The following is an 18,684-nucleotide window of genomic DNA, read 5'->3' on the forward strand; positions in this document are numbered from 1 at the left end:
AGTTAAGTGTTAAATTTTTAGAAAGTAGTGTTAAAGTAAAATTTATTATTAATATTTAAATATTTGAAATTATTAAGTTTAAAAACTATTGAATATGATTAATCATATTCAATAGTTACAGTAGCCATTGCACGGACCTTACCAGCAGTCACATTTGTTGCTGTTTGATAGTAGCGGGCAGTCATTGGTACGTTATATTGAACTGTCTGGTTAGAAGACAATGTACCTAATGCTAATTTGTCACCTTTTTTGATGACCTGATTTTTATTTTGATAGTTCCAGAGTAACTGCACACCTACGCCGTTTGCTTTTTCAGATGTCGGAGCAGTATTCGCTAAAACCTGATTGTTTGTTCCGTCTTGGGTAAAGTCGTAAGTTAAGCTAATGAGGTTTTTCTCTTCATAACCTGTTGGGTTGATACCTCCATTACAGAGAATGTTCATATCAAAAGTTTGTTCACCTTGGGTAGAACCAATGCCTTTGAACCCTGCTTTTGTAACAGTAGGAAGCTGTACAACTTTATTGATATTACCTTGAATTTCACATGAAGAAGAAGCAATGGTAATTGCATTAGCATCAACAGTACTTGTTAAAAACGGCTGATTTGGGAAACCACGGACGTAATAACTACTATATCTGCCTGGTACTAATGTACCAGAACCAGTTTGTGGAGCAATTTTAATAATTTCTACAACAAAATAGCCAGATGCTAAATAACGAGTACCAGAAATGCCACCACGTTCATAAGGATAATAACCAGAAAAATTGGTACTATTCTCAGCTTCACGATATAGACGAATACCAATACCAGGAATATTGGTTGTATAAATACTATTCCCTAAAGAACTTAAAGGATAAGCTTGAGTTAATTGAGCAACTACAGTGTCTCTACTATCACAATACATCGCTTGTGTACCGCTACTAGAGATAGGAAAAGTTGCTTTCCTTAAAACTGCACCTACTGGATCACTAGGGCGCACAACAACACGGCCTACTGCCATACGAACGTCATTTGGTTGATAATTATATATACGGCATGCAGCATTAGCTTCACCATATACACCAAGGCCGGCCGTAAATAAAAAACCTGTTAATAATATTCTTTTCATTTGCAGACAGCCTCAGTCATTACCATGCTTTGTTGCTTATTTTGCAACTGATTACTAATGTTGTACTCAACTGAACAACGCTCATTGCTTTCGTCGCCCCATTTTACATAGAGACTATCTTGAGCAAGTGGGGTACGTAAGTAAATCATACTACCTTGTGCAACAATGCCTACAGCTTCATCTTTTTGATTAAAGACTTGAGCGCCAAACGGTAAACTGTTGCCATCAGCAGTTTTACTATTAATATAGACTGCATAACCTGTCTTAGTCGCAAAATCTACTTTAGCAATTGCGCCAGCAAAAGGTGCGATACGTTGACTAGTTTCTTCAAGCTCTACTTGGCTCGACATTTCTTGTGGGTCAAGCGTAATATCGTTTAGGCGATAAGGTGTTACATACGGGATAACCGCATAACCAGCCTTATTTACACTTAAACCAACGGTATTATTCACTTTTGCCCCAGCTGCATCAGGTGCATGCACAAGTACCATTGTTTGACCTTGCTCAGGTCCAAATAAAATACCATCTGAATGTGCAACCACACTACCACTTAAGCTAACCATTGCTTGTTGGTAAGAATCAGCAATACTGTAAGAACCGCCAACAGTTGCATAGTTCGTACGGTAACGACCATTAGCATTAAATGTTGGGTTTGCATAGTCCTGATGCGAAACAGAGGCACCATAACTAAAGCGATCGCCAACCATTCCGCTTGCGCCAACAGTACGGCTGTCTTCAGAAGCAGTAACGTTGACGTTGACTGAATTCTTCTTAAAGTTAATTGGGAATGAAAGCGTCATTAAATATTCAGTATCATGCGTCGCATCATTTGAACCGTACTCAACCTTACGGTTAATTGCAGATAAACCATAAGTTAAACCATGGTAGTTATTGCTATAACCAATTTGGTACTGTTTAGTACTTTCGCTACGGTTCCAATAGTCAACCCAAGAACCCACTACATAGAAATTACCCCAACCTTCAGGAAGTCCTTGGTTTAAAGTAATTTGAAATTCACTACGCTGGTGACCAGCAGTTGCATAAGTGTTTACGCCTTTTTCTTCTAAATCGCGAATAAGTAGAGCATCACGTAATTTATAGAAGTTTTCTGTCGAGTAACGATAGGCAGCAAGGGTTAAGTTTGTGTTAGTCGGAGAAATTAACTTACTATAACTTAAACGGAAACTTTGCCCAGATTGTGATGACTGTTTTTCAAAGTCGGCTTCAGAGTGGGTCACATCTAACGCAACAGCACCAATTGGTGTAGCAAAAGCAGCACCTAACAATACAGCAGCATAATTTTCTGTAGCTTGTATTCCTGTATAACCTGTTAGGTAGTTATTAATACCTTGTTGGTATTTACCCTGAACTACCCAAGGATTAAGGTCAATATCTTGATCTCGGAACTGACCTACAGTTAAAGAATAACGGTTTACACCTGGACGCAACATTTGTACAACTGAAGCATATGGAACCGAAAATTTTTGTACTTGACCATTTGCTTCAATAATAGAAACTTCAATTTCCCCACCAAAACCAGTAGGGTAAAGGTCATTAATCTCAAAATTACCTGGTGCAACAGTTGTTTGATAGATAAGTTGGCCTTGTTGACGAACTTCAACTTTTGCATTGGTTTTTGCGTTACCACGAATACGCGGGGCGTAACCTAACATACTATTTGGTAGCATTCGGTCATCACTTGAGAAATCGATACCACGATAACCAATAGAGTCAAATACTTCGCCGTTTGTAAAACTATCACCTAGCGTTAAAACACCACGGTATTTAGGGAAGGCTCTTTGTAAGTATGTACTTGTTTCTTGATAATCTGATTTAGATTGATTTTCAGCAGGTGTATCTTGCCATTGCCACTGGCCATTATGACGTAATTGCCAACCCGCAAAATTTAAACCAGCTGTAACGCCCATAAATGCGTTTGTTGTTTCGCTTTGATCATTCGACTGATTAAATGTTTTATAGGCACTACCACTATAAGATAGAAAACCAGCATTAATACCGCGATCCCATACGCTTGGGTCGACATAGCCTTGAGCATTTTTTTGCAAAGCAACTTGCGGAATAGAAATATCTACACGTAAACGAGAGGTATCAAATTCATAGAATGCATTTTCAACCCACTCTTCAATTTTATAACAACTATTATTTTCTTTTCGAAGGGCAGTGTGTTTAGACAAAACATCTTGTTTAACGCCATACTCAATCAGGTTTGTTCCTGTGAAACACGTTACTGCATTTTTATTAGGGTCTAATGCTTTAAAGACCATACGACGTTTACCAAACCATTGACCATTTACATATACGTCAACGTTATATTCGCCTGGTAAAACAGGGTTTCCATATTTAAAACGAGAAATATCAACTTTTTGAGCATCCCCAATTAAAAAAGCAGAATCAAATTCAGCCTCTACTGGAGCACTCGTAGTTGTTTCTTCAGCATGCACGAATACAGGCATTGTCATTGTGACAACACCAGAAGCCAAGTAGTAACAAATATGGCGTTTTAATAATTTATAAGATTCTTGCCTTTTTTTTGGCATAGCTAAGTCCGCCTACACATATAGGTGCTTAAATTTATTAAAAAGATAAATCTGATTACTGAAGTTTTATCGGGTGCTCAACGCGACCACCATAGTCATTGACGTTAATAAAACTCATATCTTGAAGGTTGCTATTCTTAAGCTGAACTGACGCTTCAGAAAAAGGCTTAATCATTAGCCCCTGAGGTAATAAATCTACTTTTTTATCACCTGCCTTTTGGTAAACAGAAGTCATTGTGATATGAAAAGGGGTAGGATTCTTTACCGTTAAGCTTTGACCAGATTTAATCCATTGAAGCTTATCTGATGCTAAATTCGCATCTTCTTTAATCGATGAAGGACGATAGAAGAATTTAATGCGTGAACGAATTGCAAGTTGTAAGAAATTATCAGGCGTCGTATCTTCACTTTTTGAAGTAGGTCTTGGTGGAATATCTAAAATATTCAACCACAGAACTGTTTCTTGCTTCTGATTTAACTGAGAAGCATTTGGTAAAGCTGTAATACGAAGAGTCTGACTTTTCGTTGCTTCAACACGAGAAATAGGAGGAGCAATCATAAAAGGAACTTTTGATTGGTCCGGTGTACTTTTTGGGTCACCTTCGTCAATCCAAGCTTGGACAAGTGCTGGCTTTGAACCGTTATTGCTAACTTGTAGCGTAACTTCTCTAGCATCTGACGGGTAAATTACACGAGTGCCATGAATTACAATTTCTGCTTGAGTAGCAGGTGCAATAACTGCTGAAGCAAATGCTAAACCTAACAAAAAATTATAACTGTTCAATTTCATTTTCGAGTTCTCAACCAAGAAAGATTCAGGAAAGCGTTACACAAAACAGGGTTTCCATGCGGACATAGAAACCCCGCTATCAATTAATTATTGATAGATAATTGTGTATTGAACAGAAGTAGTTACTTTACCAGCAGTAGAAGCGCCAGTTGCATAGTATTCAGCGTAGTAGTTAAGGTCAGCACCTGCGCCATCAGCTACGTCAACCCATTGAGAGTTAGCTTGAGCACCGTTTGCACCCGCAGCAAGTACTGGGATGAAGTTGTTGTTGCTACCTAAAAGTTGAACGTTAACGTTTTTAGCACCAGTAGCGTCTTGGTTAAGTAAGCGACCAGTATTAAAGTCAACAGTTGCACCTGGTTCGAAGTAAGTAGCTACTTTACCTTGTGAACAGTTAGCTAAGTTGATTTGGAAAGGAGTACGACCAGCAACATCCCCAGCAACAGCTAAAGTTTGTTTAGAAACAGTTGGAAGAGTAACTGTGAAGTCTTTACCAGCAGGGGTAACGATGTCACAAGTTTTGTCTGTAACTAAACCATTAATTGTAATTGTACCATCAGCAGCTTGAGCATTAGCAATCCCTACAACCGAAAGAGCAGCGATCAAAGCAAGTTTTTTCATAGTGTTTTCTCAAAAGTCTGGATAAAAGTTTATTTCCTTACTTTTCCAGTGTTTGACATCTTGAAAAGTAATGCGGCGATCTTAACACTTCTTAAACAAAATGCAAACTAGATCACATTATTTTTTCATAATTTTAATTAAATCACGCTTTGTATTTGAAGTTCAGGGCGACCATCAATGGTCTATATCATTGTTTATGAAAGTTTTTTTATTTTATAAAAAAGAAAAGCTATAAAGAGAAGAAAATTACATAAGAACACGATGTAAATAAAAAAGAATTAAACAAATTATGTGAAAAATAAGCTTAAATTCATAGAATACAATTATATAGAATAAATTATGCATATGTATACAGAAAAAATATACAAATAGTCATTTTTTATAAAAAAAGAGTGACTTATCAATCAATTCATCAAAACATGCGATGGATTCGACAAATCACTCTTTCATCAAACATACTGCAAAAATAAGTTTGGATATTAATGGTAATTAATAAGCACGACTTTGTGGTTAGAACTTATGCTCTCAATGCTTGTGTCCATTTTCTCAGTATGTTGAGCTAATTTAAAAAGACTATCTTTATTTAAATATTCACTATCAAGTTTAATATTTAAATTATTTACCTCAACACATTCTATCTCGCTATGTTCTCTTGAACATGTATCTTCAACAATATTTCCTCTTATCATTATTGTGTTACTTGCGTAACAAAATAGTGGGGAAGAGGAAAGCACCATCAAAACAAGAAGTTTAAATATATTATTTTTCATTTTATATACCTATTTATAAAATAGTTTATATATATGTGATACCTTATTTTTAATTTAAAAACAATCATTAAGCTTTAAATAATAAAAAATCATTAATTTATACGTGATATAAATCACATTAAATACTTTAAATAATATAATAGTTATAATTTCTAAAAATTTATTAATAATAAAACCACCAAAACAATATTAAGTTATTGTTATTTATAAAAATTTATAAAATAATGATTAATAAAAAAACAGACTTCAAATTAAAACAGCAAGATATACGTTAAAATATTTAATAAAAATATAATTCATTTTTTAATTTATAATTTATATTTCAAAATTATTACTGAGAAATAAAATATAGATTTCAATAAAAATGTGACTAAATATACATTATTCAACCAATCTGTAATTAAATTTGCTTTATATTGCGGATTGGAGCATATCAGAGTTAATAAATTAGAATTTAGCATAGACTTTAAAGATTTTAGGAAAATGGTCTAGCGAAATATAGTTTTAATTTCTAGGAGCGCTAGGTAGAGAAAAAGCTCAATAAAAATCAAACAAGCGATTGAAAGATAGCTACCAAGCTATGGGGCAATATTGAATTATACAACTATTCGTATAATAGCCGCATTATGTTACTTGCCATGTTCGTTGACTAAAGACCCCGCGCTAGCGGGGTTTTTTGTCAATGATGCGACCATATTTCTGCACTCGCATGGCATTTAACATCAATGCTCATTATGCGAATTTGAAGGATAGGAAAGGGCGGGCAGCGACTCGTCGCGCCTGACCTTTCTGGGAGATTTTGAGAGTAGGGCACACTACTATCTAATAGTGTGCCTGACTGCGGAAAGTTTTTTGAAATACGACTTATTCCTTAAATAATTCATATACTTACAATTTATTGAGAAAGTTTCGCAACAAGTCGTTATTTTGATTATATTTTAATCATTGTCTTGGTTTTTTGGCTCTCTTACTAGAACCTTTCCACTATTACTTAATTCAGCCGCTTCAATACACTGATCTAGAATTATGTGTACTAGTTCACTGTCTTTAATTGGCATTAAGCCTTTGTTGATTAGTGCTTTGTTTAATTCAACACACTTCTTTCTGAGCAATTCTTGCTCTCTGTCATTCAGTCTTACAGTGATCGCCATTTTTTTGATCTAACTATTGCCAATTACATGTATGCAATAATACTTATTTACATGTTATTTGTGCTTGCTATACATGTGTTTTTGTATTAAATTTACTTCGATGTTATTTGTATACATGTTTAAATTGGGGAATTTCATGAACAAACAACAAATTCTAATAACTATAAAATCAGAGTAATAACTATGCTCGATTTTCTGCGGTTAGCGATTCCAATCATACCTACGCATGTACGTAGCCTTGAGAATAACCACTGGTTTACTGGTGATATTCGCGATTTTGGTATTCCTGCTGCTACTCGTCATGTCGGTAAATTGGATGATGGAACAACAACGACAGGGGAGCTTTATCATCCTTTCGAGGCTCTTCCTAGTGATTACACTGACATGGCTATGAAGTTTTACACTCATACAATCAATAGAACGCCTTATGTTGAGATCAAGGCATCTCCATTGAAATTGTTACAAGGTCACAATGTTTATGGTTTTGAGTCTATAGAACTTGGCTCTGATCATATGCTTGGCATGTTACTCGAAGCCTTTCCCCAGTTAGCCCCAATTTTGGATTTGGAGAATACTGAGGTTTTACATCTAGATACGACTTATTTATTTAGATTGCCACATCAGAATATGGTTCAACCAACTTTGGATTACATGGCTAACTTGGCTTCGGGTCATCGTAAAGCAAGACAAATTAAATATGAGAATTACATTACTTGGGGTAATGACGGTGCAACCGTTCGTCCTAAAGCTTATGGCAAATTTGAAGAAGTAAAAAGCCAATTACATAAGTTACAGAAGCAAGCAGACAAGGGCTGTATGCGCTCTAAATCGCTTGTTATTGCTATGAACAATGCATTGCCATTTGCTAATGCTGTTTTACGTTTAGAAGCTCGTATTTGTAAAACCTATTTAACCAAGAATGGTTATCCATCTAATTTATTTCAGCTTATTAAGCTGCAACATGAACAGCCAGAATTATTGCTACGCCTCTGGCACGTAGCTTTTGACCCGATCTTAAACACATTGAAGGGTAAACACATGAATTTTTCGAATGATGGAGAAATCCTAGATTTATTTAAGTCCAAATTAGTGACTTATACAAAGACAGGTAAACCTAGTTATACCAAAGCGAATAACGCAATGAAGTTTTATTCATTGATTCGCCAGATCGGCTTGAAAGCTACTAAAGAACTTTATAACGAACGTACTTTTTATGATGCGCTTAAAGCATTGGAATTATGTGAGATTTCTAAAGGTCATTTACAGAATCTTGCTAAGAATCCTAACGGGAAAGTTATTCCATTTGTTCGTTTGTTTGAACTCAAGATGTCTGAGCAAGCACCACAAGATTACGTTCAACCAGTTTCACAATACACACCCAAACATGGGTTACATCTAGTTGCCTGAGGAGGCTTTGACCATGCAAGTTTCATTTAATAAACGCACAATTTTTCCAACCGTTTACCGTTCTGAGAAAGATGGTAAAGAACGCGCATTTTTATCTACGACAGTTTTGTCTCCAGTTAAATACAACTTAACTGCAATGCCGGGAATGATGCCAGTCGAACAGATTCAAGCGATTCTTGAAGAATGTGCCGATAACGCACAGGAAGTAGAAATCGAATTTACAGAGCAACAGACTAAGTTTGGTGCACAAATGCAGGTGTTTAGTGTTAAGCCAGTACCTAAGAAAACACAATAGAATCAATGGCTTAACATGGAATTATACGATTGTTCGTATAATGTATATTATGTTAAATAAAAGATTTGGAAACCTACCATATATCAGACTTCGCTTCTCTATGTTGTTGTTGCTTCACTACTAATTCTTTACTGTGATGAATACTTAGCTTGGTTAACTGTATGTGTTGTTCTAGCAAATTACTAAACGCCTAAGCTGGTTCTATTGGATGCTTATGTATTAAACCTTATTTCTAATCTTAACCAGAATAATTTTCTAGACAACTTCCTGTAAGTTGTCATTACACTTTTATATTTACCCTAGTGAGCTGAGCTACCTACTAAATTCACAAGCTGTATTTGCAACTACTGGCTGCTATAGAGATTTCTTTTTCTAAATCTCCTTTTAAGCCTCAAAATCTTTAACCTGGTAAGCTAAAAACTGAAACTTTCATTATTATGTATACTATTGAAATTTAAATAGAATATTTAAAAACCTCTTTTACGTGCTTGAAAAAAACGATATAGTGCGGTATGCAGCTGTTCTTTAAATTTAGTTCAATGGTAGATCTCAATTCATATACAACATAGCCATACAATTAAAAAATAAGGTGCTAATTAAGGCTACCTTTTGACCTTTTCTCTTTAAATTCTTATTTAAATGTCATATCTAATCTAAGCAAGATTCATAAAATAATTTTTATAATTTAAATAATGGATAATTAAATATGGATCGTTTTAAAACTATTTTACTCATTGCAAGCACATGTTTAACAACAACTATTTATGCAAAACAACAAGTCGTTTGTGTGTATGACCCCATTGGTAAATCGGGAGATGCTTTCGCTTTAGCCAAAGACTATGCACTTGAAGCTAAAAACTGGGGTGCTGATCTATCTTTAAAAGCATATGTAGATGAACGCATTGCGGCTGAAGATTTAAAAGTCGGTAAGTGTGATGGCGCTATTATTAGTGGTTTACGTGGCCGTCAGTTTAATAAATACACAGGATCTTTAGATGCAGTTGGCGCATTAACAAATATGAAAACGGCAATTAATGCCTATAAGCTGTTGTCTTCACCAATGGCCGCAAAAAATATGGTGGTCGGTCCTTATGAAATTGCAGGTTTAGGCACAATTGGCCCTGCATACTTATTTGTAAATGATAGAAGTATAAATACTCTCGCGAAGGCTGCCAGTAAAAAAATTGGGGTATTTAAATATGATGAAGCCCAACCAAAGCTTGTTCAACATGTTGGAGGTCAGGCTGTATCTGTAGATGTCACCAATGCCGGTGCGAAGTTTAATAATCATGAAATTGATATTGTGCCCGCTCCTATTGTGGCATTTAAACCTTTTGAACTACACAAAGGTTTAGGTGAGAAAGGAGCAATTGTTCGTTTTCCTTTAACTCAAATTTCAGCAAACTTTATTATTCGTAAAGACCAGTTTCCAGCAGGTTTTGGGCAAAAGTCGCGGACTTGGGTAGCCAGCCAACTAAACAGAACATTTGGCATTATTGCTAAATATGAAAGTGATATTCCTTCAAAATATTGGATGGATATTCCTAAAAATGAACAAGTAAACTATATGAAAATGATGCGTGAAGCACGTATACAGCTAACTAAGGCTGGTATATATGACCCTAAAATGATGAATTTTTTGAAAAAAGTAAGATGTAAAGAAAACCCAAGTAATTTTGAGTGTGCGTTAAACGATGAATGAACACTCAAAACATATGCACATCTTATTTTAAGAGGTTCTAACCTTAGTTATTCATTTCCTCTCGGGCTTGTTGTGGTGTTTTACCCGACCACTCTTTATAAGCCCGTGTAAATGGGCTGTGCTCGGCATAACCTAACAACTAAACATATCACTTACTAATATCATTTCAATATTAAGATAAGTTAACTTAGTGCTATCTTTGACTTAAAGCTATTATGATGAAAAGTGTTGTGCTTTTAATACCTAATTTCTAATAGAGAAAGCGTTTTATGAATGTTTCGCCAATCATTGTACTTGATTTCGAGACCACAGGAGTCAGCCCTGAGGCTGGTGATCGTATTACAGAGGTCGCGGCTTTACGTATTGTAGAAGGTGAAATCACAGAGCGTTTTGTTTCATTAATAAACTGTGGTGTAAATGTTCCATACTACATCACAAAGTTGACTGGTATTACTCAAGATATGGTTAATCATGCTCCTTTAGTGGAAGAAGTCATTCCTTCTCTATTGGACTTTATTGGAACAGATCCTTTACTTGCTCACAATGCAGGATTTGACGAGAAATTCCTAAAAGCAGAAAGTATTCGACAGGAGTTAAGTCCATCACACAATGGACTCATTTGTTCTTTGAAACTTGCTCGCCGTGTTTTACCTCATCAACCCAGTTATCGACTTGGGGCAATGGCAGACTTATTCAATATTAAGTTTAATGGCACAGCTCATCGTGCAGAAGCAGATGCTGAAGTTACGGCTCAATTATTCAACTATCTTTGTATGAATATTTGTCACACATATGGCTTCAATAGCATTGATCAAGATTTATTGTTAGCCATTAATAAACTTAGTATATCTAGAGTACCGAAATACCTAAAAAATATAGCTGCCCAATCCTTACTTCTTAAATAATAATCCATAGGCGACATTCCCTGCTAATTTACAGGTGTCCTCATAAATTTAAGATCTCTTTTTTCGACGTAAATCATGAATAGAAAATTAATCAGTACTATTGTTCTCATTTCTCTATTTGGAGTTACTGCTTGTAGCAAGGCATCAAATGAACAAACAAAAGTAGATGCTACTGCGAAAAGCAGTTCTCAAAACGTAAAAACAGAATTATCAGCAAGTGATAAAGCGATTTTAGATAGATATGAAACAATCACAAATGAAGTTGTGATTTCTGGTGAAGATGAAAAGATAAAACAAACTTTAGCACCTTTAATACCTGAAATTAAGAAAGTTACTGCCAAGAAACAAAGAGAAATGGCATTGATGAATATTTATATGCTGTCTGGTATGTACAAAGAGGCTTATGAGTTAAATGAGCAACAAATCAAAGAAAAACCATTGCCTCAGCGGGTAATGTTTAGATGTACATTGCTTGAAAAATTAAATGAGGCCAAAGTAAAAATTCAACAGTGTCACGAAGCTTCAGCCCAACTCATACAAACCGAATTGAGTAAATCATCTAGCAAAAATGATCCCCAGTACAGAGACGCCGAATTTGTATATTTAACTGAAATGTATAAAGCTGGTCACACTGACTACAAAGCTAAAATACAGAAATTTATTGATGAAACTAAAGATGTCGCATCAAAAGATAGATATAAGTCTTTGTATGATGCAGATATTGAATCACTTTATGGTACTGATTCACCAAATTATATACCAGAATCATTAAAGTAAAAATTAAATGAAAAGCCCCGAATAATCAGGGCTTTTTTAAATTGCTTTAACGTAAATAGAAGCATCAGACTTAAGCACTCTAAGCTGGCTATATATCTGGTAAAAATTTTAATGGAAAAGCCTTTGATTTAGTACCAGAAGCTTGACTATTATCTAGTAAAATTTATTGAATTTGAGATTTTTTGAGTCTATAAGTGTTTCTTAGTTTGCTTAATTGTAGATGACACTTTATTCAAAAATACTTTTTTAATCAGTCAAAAGATAACTCTCCATGCTAGTGAGCTATCTTTTAATTTTTTGAAATTAATTTAATAATTTTGGTACAAAATTTAATGCAATTGGATCTCTATCCTTAAAGTAATCACTTGCACATTCAGGTATCCATATTTCATCAACAAATTGGATAAAAATAGGTAGTAAAATATTTTGATACTGTCTAGCCTCCACCTCATTCCCATCAGGGAATTTATGATTATACATTTTAAATTTATCTAAATGTTCGGGATATTTTTGTTTTAAAAACTTAGAAAATCTTAAACCAACACTCACATCTGGACGAATTTCCTTACCAGTAAAAGCCTTGTTTGGTATTTGATAACCAATTTTTTCAAAACGGCCATATAAACGAATAAAAAGCTCACTTATCACCGAGAAATAACCTTTATCAGTTCTATCCCAGTTGTCATTAAACCGCACAATAAAGTTAGGTGTTTCGAGACGATTTATGCCATAGCTACCTTTTTTCCGAATAGATGGGATTACTTCTTTGGTTACCCACTTTCGAAATTGTTTGGCAGATGGTTTATTACTTTTAAATATTAAAGCATAAAGACCACTTTCTGAAATTAAGTTGACCTGTCTATTTTGACCTGATATCGGTATTACCGAGGTTTGCTTTTCATCATCATCAAGTCTAGAAACGGCATCACTCGCATTTTTGATGTCTAATAACCTGCAAACCTCATTTGCAACAAACCAAATCTCATTATCAATCTCAATTGTTGTTAAGTTATCCAAGTTACTATCATCTGATTCAAACTCAAATATTTGCAATTGCATCATTTATTTTACCCCATCCCGAACTGTTATAAAGTACCGTGTCGGGTCACGATTTTAAAATCCTAGGTCACTTAAATTAATAAGTTTTTTTAAATATTAACTTAAATATACCTCAACTTTTGGCATTTGTGGGATATCTTTTTAACTATAAGTTACTCTATTCTTTAAATAGCTAGTATGATTACCTATGTTCTATATCTAAGGTATTTTTGAAAGAAAAATAATATGAAAACAAAAGTGGATCTAATATGTGAAATAATAGTTCTTTATGGAATTATTCTTATTGTATGTATATTTATATACCTGATATTTCAATCATTAGTTAGCTTAAACTTATTTGATAAACCTTCTGATTGGTCATCAGTTTTGACAGGGTTACTCTCATGGTCAGCAACTATCTATACTCCCATTGTAGCCTACTTGTTGTTTACTGATTGGCGTGAACAAGAACATAAAAAATTGATACGTGATCAAGCAATAGAGTCTATTAAAACTTTACAAAGATATATAACAATTAACCTTCATCTATCTCATAAAGAAGAAATAACAGTCAATGAATTCGAAGAATTACAATCAGTATATTATGCTGCTTACCTCTCAGTGAACATGCTTCATAAGCTTACAAAAAGTGAGGAGTTTCTAGTGTTTCAAGAAGAAATACAGGGATCTTTTAAGACAGTATTGAGTTACAGAGAATTGATTATGAGTGGAGAAGTTGATTTTCTTGTTGGTAAAGAAATTATTAGGGCGGCTGTAAATTCCACTTCAGCTATATACAATAAAATAAGTGATTACATGGATATAAATAAAATTTAATTTAGACTTCCGAATATTTTTATGTTTTTTAACTAACAACCTTTGTCCGATCTATTCCTTATTTCTCGGATCATTAGAAGCAACCCGGCACTTATCTTTTTGGTGATCCCATGCACCGCCTGAATCAGCCCAAGCATCTTTCATAGTAGTATTATCAAAAATACTTATTTTAAAACGCCCTAGTTTGATGTATTTAATTATTTACAACCTACTTAAAACTAATAATTGGACTTAGAAATATGAAAAAATTTGGCATCTGCAAGTTAACTGGTGAATATGGCCAGTTTATTAAATCGCACTTAATCCCTCAAGCCTTAACAAAGCCAGAAATAAAAGGAGGGATTATGAAAGAAATAGGCGAAGGTTTAAGGGCAAAAAAAGCCACTTCAAGTTGGTATGATTCTGAAATAGTAACCAAACATGGGGAAGATATACTTACCGAGTTTGATACTGCAGCAATAAAAGAATTACGAAAACACAAATTAATTTGGAGTAGTTGGAATGATAGTGAATTACCTGAAAATCTAATGGATAAAATAAGTGATATCCATGGAATACGAAAACTTGAGGAAGTAGACCATAAAACTTTAAGATTATTTATTTTAAGTCTACTATGGCGCTCATGCGTTTCAAATAGAGCTGGGTTCAATGAAATTTGTTTACCTGAAGACGAGTTAAGAATATTAAAAGAAATGTTGATAAATCGAGACGCTGGACAGTACTTTTACTTTCCAATCACACTGATACAGTTATCAACAAAAGGAAAAATCCACAATCAAACTCCATTCATTGATGAATTAATTGTTAAGCCTATTTTTGACGAAGACATTGAGAATGTCATATCCTATTATAAGATATTATTTTGATGGTTTAGTTGTTCACATACGTTTAACTAAAGATGAAGAGAGTGCCAAAAACGTAGGAAATATGTTTATTGGCAAAGATAAAGATTTACTATTAACTACAGTTACTTATGATGAATCATTTCAAAATCAGAATATGAAAGCAATTCAAAACCGCCATATATTTGAAGCTACAAACGGTCTTTTAAAATAGATATTTATCTGATCATACAGCTCTTTTTAAAGTGTTTTACGCAGATTGAGATATTTACATTATTATTGATCGTATGAGCTGTGCATCCTAATAACAGAATGCACAGTAAAACCAGAACCTTCAGAGTGAAATGCGGTTGGCAATCCAACTGTGTTATATCAAAAAATCAAAGATCCGCTCTACAACTTAAATCTTAATTGTCGACATCCCCCTCAAAAACACCTCCAACACCCTCTCATCAACTTCACTCAAACTTAAACGCTGAATAATGGCGCCTTCGATCATATATAAAAATAGTTTGGCATTGGCAAAGGAAGCATCACTGTTAAGTGTTCTAAGCAGGCTATAGATTTCATTGGTGAGCCATGTTCTATATCGCACGGCGGTTATGTACGCTTTGGGATGAGTCAGTTTTGTTTCAAAAATGGCTTTAAATAATAAGTAGTACAGCCCGTCTAGATCTGTGTGTAAAAGATAGAGTTTTTTGAGTTTATCGGCTGCGTTGGTGCTGCGGTCGTATTCAACCACTGAAACCACTTTTTCTTTTAAGCGTTCTTTTTGCACAATCAAACAGATTTCAATCAGCCGCTCTTTAGAGTAAAAGTAGTTATAAAAAGTCGCTTTGGTAACTTCACACTCTTTCACAAGCCTGTCGATGCCGACCAGATGAAACCCATTGTAGTGAAATAACTCAATTGATTTATTTACGACTTGTACTGCACGTGTTGGGAGAACTATTTTTGGCATATTTTTACCATTATAAAAAATTATTGTTGTATATAAATGAGATATAAAAACCGCTGCCTTTTGGGAAAAAAAAGGCATAGCAAAGCCGTAAAGACTGTGCGCAGCACATCTCAAGGTTTAATTGTCAAAGTTTTAAGTAATAACGAGCTAAAGCCTGAAAAAGCCTTACGGCGATCAAGCTGCGTTAAATGTTTTAAGCTGTGTTGTTATAGCTTTTGGCAAAGGTTGCCATGAAATGATGAATGTACAAAGCCAACTCCTTATATATGGAGTTCTGCCAAGACATTAGAATTATGGTGGCAGAACGAAAGAGGGTTGACAGCCTGGTAGGACTCCAGCACACACAAAGGTGTCCCTCTCCCGTCCTACCGCTACGGGAGGGAACGAGAAGTACACACAAAACTATTCCTCGGAAGGAATAATCCCGATGCGGTCCTATAGCAGTCTGTCAAAACTGCCTGGCAATGTAGGCCAGAAGCCAAATGTTAATCTTCAATATTTAAGGTGTCAATGTGAAATTGGCTAGAAATTATTTAAATAATTATTGTTTTTCATTTAATTAGATAATTAAGGAAATTCTTAAGTAATATTTTTAATCTACCCTTATATCATTAAGTTAAAGTTTAAAATTTCAAAAACTTAAAGTCTGAATTGTCCTATTTCAACTAAAAATGAGTAAATAAAAAGAGACACTACTGTTATTAAGAGATGTTTTTAAGAGTCGCTATCCAGTATAAAATTATAAATTAAGCGACCTATCTCACACATTAGGCCGTGTCATATACTTAAAGTGATAAGAGCAAAAAATGACTCAAAATAAAGTTGAACTCGCAGAGAAATTGTCAAAAGAATCGCATCAAGGTCAAAAGTATGGTCCTCATGATTACTTTGATTATCATATTAAAGGTGTGGTCAATTCATTAATTGAGCACCAATTTTCAGAAGTCTATATTATTACAGCCCTTCTACACGATAGCGTTGAAGACACACCTCTTACCCTAGCCAAAATCGAAAGTTTATTTGGAAAAGAAGTCCGTGATGCGGTTGATGCATTAACTAAACGGGAAAGTGAAACACGCGAAGAATATTTAATTCGTTGTAGTTCGAATCCGATCGCTCGAGTTGTGAAACTTCATGACGCAGCCTTTAATGCGCATAACTCACATAAGGACAATAATCACTCACGCGTAGATTATTACCTTCAAACCATATTAATTGTTTCAACGGCGCAAGATAGGTTGGGATGAAAAGACAACGAAATGAATCCGTTGCCTTTTTATTTTTAAGATTGTGCAAATGCCCAAATGTCTTTTGAGGCAACTGTGTCAGATACAAGTCTAAAACTCATAGGTTCCAAGTCTTCATCTACCACAACATAGCCTTTCGAGTTATTTTTTAGCGCATCACATTTGTTATCGGTCAGTTGATAGTTTGCTGTATTGGCTAATGCACTTTCAGTAATAACACCTGTAAACACACAATTTGGATCTTTTGAGACAATTTTGCCTTGTGCATTCACCTCGGCATTTACCGTTGTTCCATCTGGGAAAGATAGATCGTAATTGCCGACCAATTGATTCAGCGTAATTTTCTGATCATCAATTTTTTCATAATGTGCCAATTCAACGGTCATCGCTTGGTTAGACTGATTGCTCTGCCAAGCTTTGGTTTTTGCGTCATAGCTCATCACAATCTTGGCACGATTTTCGTCATCATCTAAAACCAATAATTTAGAACCGTCAGCGCCAGAATAGTATTTGCCCGCCATAGGCAACTCTTGATCAGTTTCGGTACTAATAATATAAGTACCGACATCTAAGCTCGGAGCTAGTGCAGGTTTTTCAGTCGAGACTTGGCCATTATTGTCATTGTCATTACAAGCCGCCAAGCCAAGCCCAAGGAGTAAAACCAACAAACAACGTTTCATGGTCTTTCTCCCTTACTTGTTAAATAGGCTTTTTAAACGAATTTTGAGCCATTCTTGACCTGCTGGTCGTTGGTCATAAGCAACTTGCATTGCAGTCACAGCAATTTTGCTTTGCATGACGGCGCTTTCATCCGACATTTGAGCGGCAGTTGGCGCCGATGGTGCCGCATCGATTCCGAGGCCAAATTGGTTGTTGCCTTTATTGTCTTTGGTCACTTGGAATTTCAATTTATATAAGTCATAGGTCCCAATTTTTGAAAAAGCAAAAGGTGTGCTGGTTGTTAAATTTTTAGGGAAATTAACATTAAGCGTAATGCCTTTTGGCAACAACTGGCCCTTACCTGCTTTAGCTTGTAATTCTTTTAATAACACTACGGTTTGTTTTGCCACAATCGCAGAGTTAGGGTTGTTTAAAGTCTTATCATCTACCGTGTTTGTATCGGCGCTTAAGGCAATTGATGGAATACCGCGGCCTGCCGAAAACTGTACATTACCAATCGTGCCAGAGTGCACAACGACTTTTCCGACATTTTGTCCTTCATTCGGGCCAGATAAAACTAAGTCTGGCGCTTTACCCCAGCGTTTTGGTGCAACCACATCCAGTCCATAAAGTGTTGCCATGACTGGTGTGCCATGCGTGTAGTTCCAGTCACCATTGGTATAACCCGCTTTGGTAAAAGTCCCCGCAGCAGGTGCGCCAATGGGTGCAGCGCCGTTGTGACAACCGTTTTCAGCCGCAATTTGCTTATCGTTATCCGCAGTAATCGTTGTTGAGCTGTACATTACAATTGCGCCACCGCGACCACTTTGTGGTGAACACGGTACAGACACAAGCACGCTATGACCATTTGCTTTTAATTCATCATAAAGCGCTTTGACATTGCTGGTTAGACCGTCATCATTAACCAATAAAATATTTAGTGCAAAAGCTGGAGTTGTACACAACGACAGAATAAGACCGCCCAATAAACTTTTTTTCATCACTTAACTACCA

The 18,684-nt window shown here is 35.3% G+C and carries 19 protein-coding genes and 1 pseudogene; 9 read left to right on the plus strand and 11 right to left on the minus strand.

The features are described from left to right. Nucleotides 1-98: 98 nt before the first annotated feature. The 6 genes from B806_RS0115930 to B806_RS0115955 form a co-directional block, all read right to left on the minus strand. Nucleotides 99-1,109 carry a fimbrial protein gene (locus B806_RS0115930; protein WP_017386957.1) on the minus strand — a complete coding sequence of 337 codons (1,011 nt, stop codon included), beginning with the start codon at nt 1,107-1,109 and terminating at the stop codon, nt 99-101. Beyond that, nucleotides 1,106-3,667, minus strand: a complete 2,562-nt coding sequence (locus B806_RS0115935; RefSeq protein ID WP_017403223.1) for a fimbria/pilus outer membrane usher protein — start codon at nt 3,665-3,667, stop codon at nt 1,106-1,108. The genes B806_RS0115930 and B806_RS0115935 overlap by 4 nt, the downstream gene beginning before the upstream one ends. Nucleotides 3,668-3,722: 55 nt before the next feature. Next, nucleotides 3,723-4,457, minus strand: a complete 735-nt coding sequence (locus B806_RS0115940) for a fimbria/pilus periplasmic chaperone (RefSeq protein ID WP_017386959.1) — start codon at nt 4,455-4,457, stop codon at nt 3,723-3,725. An 87-nt stretch (nt 4,458-4,544) separates the two neighbouring features. Beyond that, a complete protein-coding gene (locus tag B806_RS0115945) occupies nt 4,545-5,078 on the minus strand; it encodes a fimbrial protein (protein ID WP_002113678.1) in 534 nt (177 codons plus the stop codon). Between the two features lie 479 nt (nt 5,079-5,557). Further along, nucleotides 5,558-5,848, minus strand: coding sequence for a hypothetical protein (locus tag B806_RS0115950; RefSeq protein WP_005069200.1), 291 nt, complete (start codon nt 5,846-5,848; stop codon nt 5,558-5,560). Between the two features lie 938 nt (nt 5,849-6,786). Further along, on the minus strand, nt 6,787-6,999 hold the full coding sequence (locus B806_RS0115955) for a hypothetical protein (RefSeq protein ID WP_017403088.1): 213 nt from the start codon (nt 6,997-6,999) through the stop codon (nt 6,787-6,789). Between the two features lie 183 nt (nt 7,000-7,182). Between B806_RS0115955 and B806_RS0115960 the strand changes: the two genes are divergently transcribed. The 3 genes from B806_RS0115960 (at nt 7,183) to adeT1 (ending at nt 10,403) form a co-directional block, all read left to right on the plus strand. Then, on the plus strand, nt 7,183-8,406 hold the full coding sequence (locus tag B806_RS0115960) for a phage/plasmid replication protein, II/X family (protein ID WP_017403087.1): 1,224 nt from the start codon (nt 7,183-7,185) through the stop codon (nt 8,404-8,406). 13 nt (nt 8,407-8,419) lie between these two features. Then, nucleotides 8,420-8,701: a hypothetical protein gene (locus tag B806_RS0115965; protein ID WP_017403086.1), complete on the plus strand. Its 282-nt coding sequence runs from the start codon at nt 8,420-8,422 to the stop codon at nt 8,699-8,701. Between the two features lie 706 nt (nt 8,702-9,407). Then, entirely contained in the window at nt 9,408-10,403 is a 996-nt protein-coding gene (gene adeT1, locus B806_RS0115970) for a putative multidrug efflux protein AdeT1 (protein ID WP_017386960.1), read from the plus strand. Between the two features lie 43 nt (nt 10,404-10,446). Here the strand turns inward: adeT1 and B806_RS19790 are convergent. Continuing rightward, nucleotides 10,447-10,542: pseudogene (locus B806_RS19790) on the minus strand (hypothetical protein); the annotation flags it as partial. Nucleotides 10,543-10,672: 130 nt separating this feature from the next. Between B806_RS19790 and B806_RS0115975 the strand changes: the two are divergent. Continuing rightward, nucleotides 10,673-11,308 (plus strand): 3'-5' exonuclease, encoded by a 636-nt coding sequence (locus B806_RS0115975; RefSeq protein ID WP_017386961.1) that lies wholly within the window; start codon nt 10,673-10,675, stop codon nt 11,306-11,308. A 75-nt stretch (nt 11,309-11,383) separates the two neighbouring features. Then, the gene (locus tag B806_RS0115980) at nt 11,384-12,085 is read left to right on the plus strand and encodes a hypothetical protein (RefSeq protein WP_017386962.1); all 702 of its coding nucleotides are present in this window, start codon (nt 11,384-11,386) and stop codon (nt 12,083-12,085) included. A gap of 303 nt (nt 12,086-12,388) precedes the next feature. On the opposite strand, the gene B806_RS0115985 is transcribed toward B806_RS0115980, so the two are convergent. Next, nucleotides 12,389-13,147: a Bro-N domain-containing protein gene (locus B806_RS0115985; protein ID WP_017403224.1), complete on the minus strand. Its 759-nt coding sequence runs from the start codon at nt 13,145-13,147 to the stop codon at nt 12,389-12,391. Between the two features lie 222 nt (nt 13,148-13,369). On the opposite strand from B806_RS0115985, the gene B806_RS0115990 reads away from it, so the two are divergent. From B806_RS0115990 to B806_RS20115, 3 genes are all read left to right on the plus strand, one after another. Further along, nucleotides 13,370-13,960 carry a hypothetical protein gene (locus B806_RS0115990; RefSeq protein WP_017387292.1) on the plus strand — a complete coding sequence of 197 codons (591 nt, stop codon included), beginning with the start codon at nt 13,370-13,372 and terminating at the stop codon, nt 13,958-13,960. A gap of 239 nt (nt 13,961-14,199) precedes the next feature. After that, the gene (locus tag B806_RS0116000) at nt 14,200-14,826 is read left to right on the plus strand and encodes a hypothetical protein (RefSeq protein WP_017403225.1); all 627 of its coding nucleotides are present in this window, start codon (nt 14,200-14,202) and stop codon (nt 14,824-14,826) included. After that, nucleotides 14,795-15,016: a hypothetical protein gene (locus B806_RS20115; RefSeq protein ID WP_017403226.1), complete on the plus strand. Its 222-nt coding sequence runs from the start codon at nt 14,795-14,797 to the stop codon at nt 15,014-15,016. Before B806_RS0116000 ends, B806_RS20115 begins: the two co-directional genes overlap by 32 nt. A gap of 186 nt (nt 15,017-15,202) precedes the next feature. Here B806_RS20115 and B806_RS0116005 read toward each other — a convergent pair whose 3' ends face one another. Further along, a complete protein-coding gene (locus tag B806_RS0116005) occupies nt 15,203-15,763 on the minus strand; it encodes a TetR/AcrR family transcriptional regulator (RefSeq protein WP_025466055.1) in 561 nt (186 codons plus the stop codon). Between the two features lie 806 nt (nt 15,764-16,569). On the opposite strand from B806_RS0116005, the gene B806_RS0116010 reads away from it, so the two are divergent. After that, nucleotides 16,570-17,010, plus strand: a complete 441-nt coding sequence (locus B806_RS0116010) for an HD domain-containing protein (protein ID WP_017387295.1) — start codon at nt 16,570-16,572, stop codon at nt 17,008-17,010. Nucleotides 17,011-17,045: 35 nt separating this feature from the next. On the opposite strand, the gene B806_RS0116015 is transcribed toward B806_RS0116010, so the two are convergent. Next, entirely contained in the window at nt 17,046-17,690 is a 645-nt protein-coding gene (locus B806_RS0116015) for a hypothetical protein (protein WP_017387296.1), read from the minus strand. A 12-nt stretch (nt 17,691-17,702) separates the two neighbouring features. Then, a complete protein-coding gene (locus B806_RS0116020; protein WP_079381132.1) occupies nt 17,703-18,674 on the minus strand; it encodes a 5'/3'-nucleotidase SurE in 972 nt (323 codons plus the stop codon). Nucleotides 18,675-18,684: the final 10 nt, after the last annotated feature.

The organism is Acinetobacter sp. TG2027, from assembly GCF_000302435.1.
Classification (GTDB): Bacteria; Pseudomonadota; Gammaproteobacteria; order Pseudomonadales; family Moraxellaceae; genus Acinetobacter; species Acinetobacter pittii.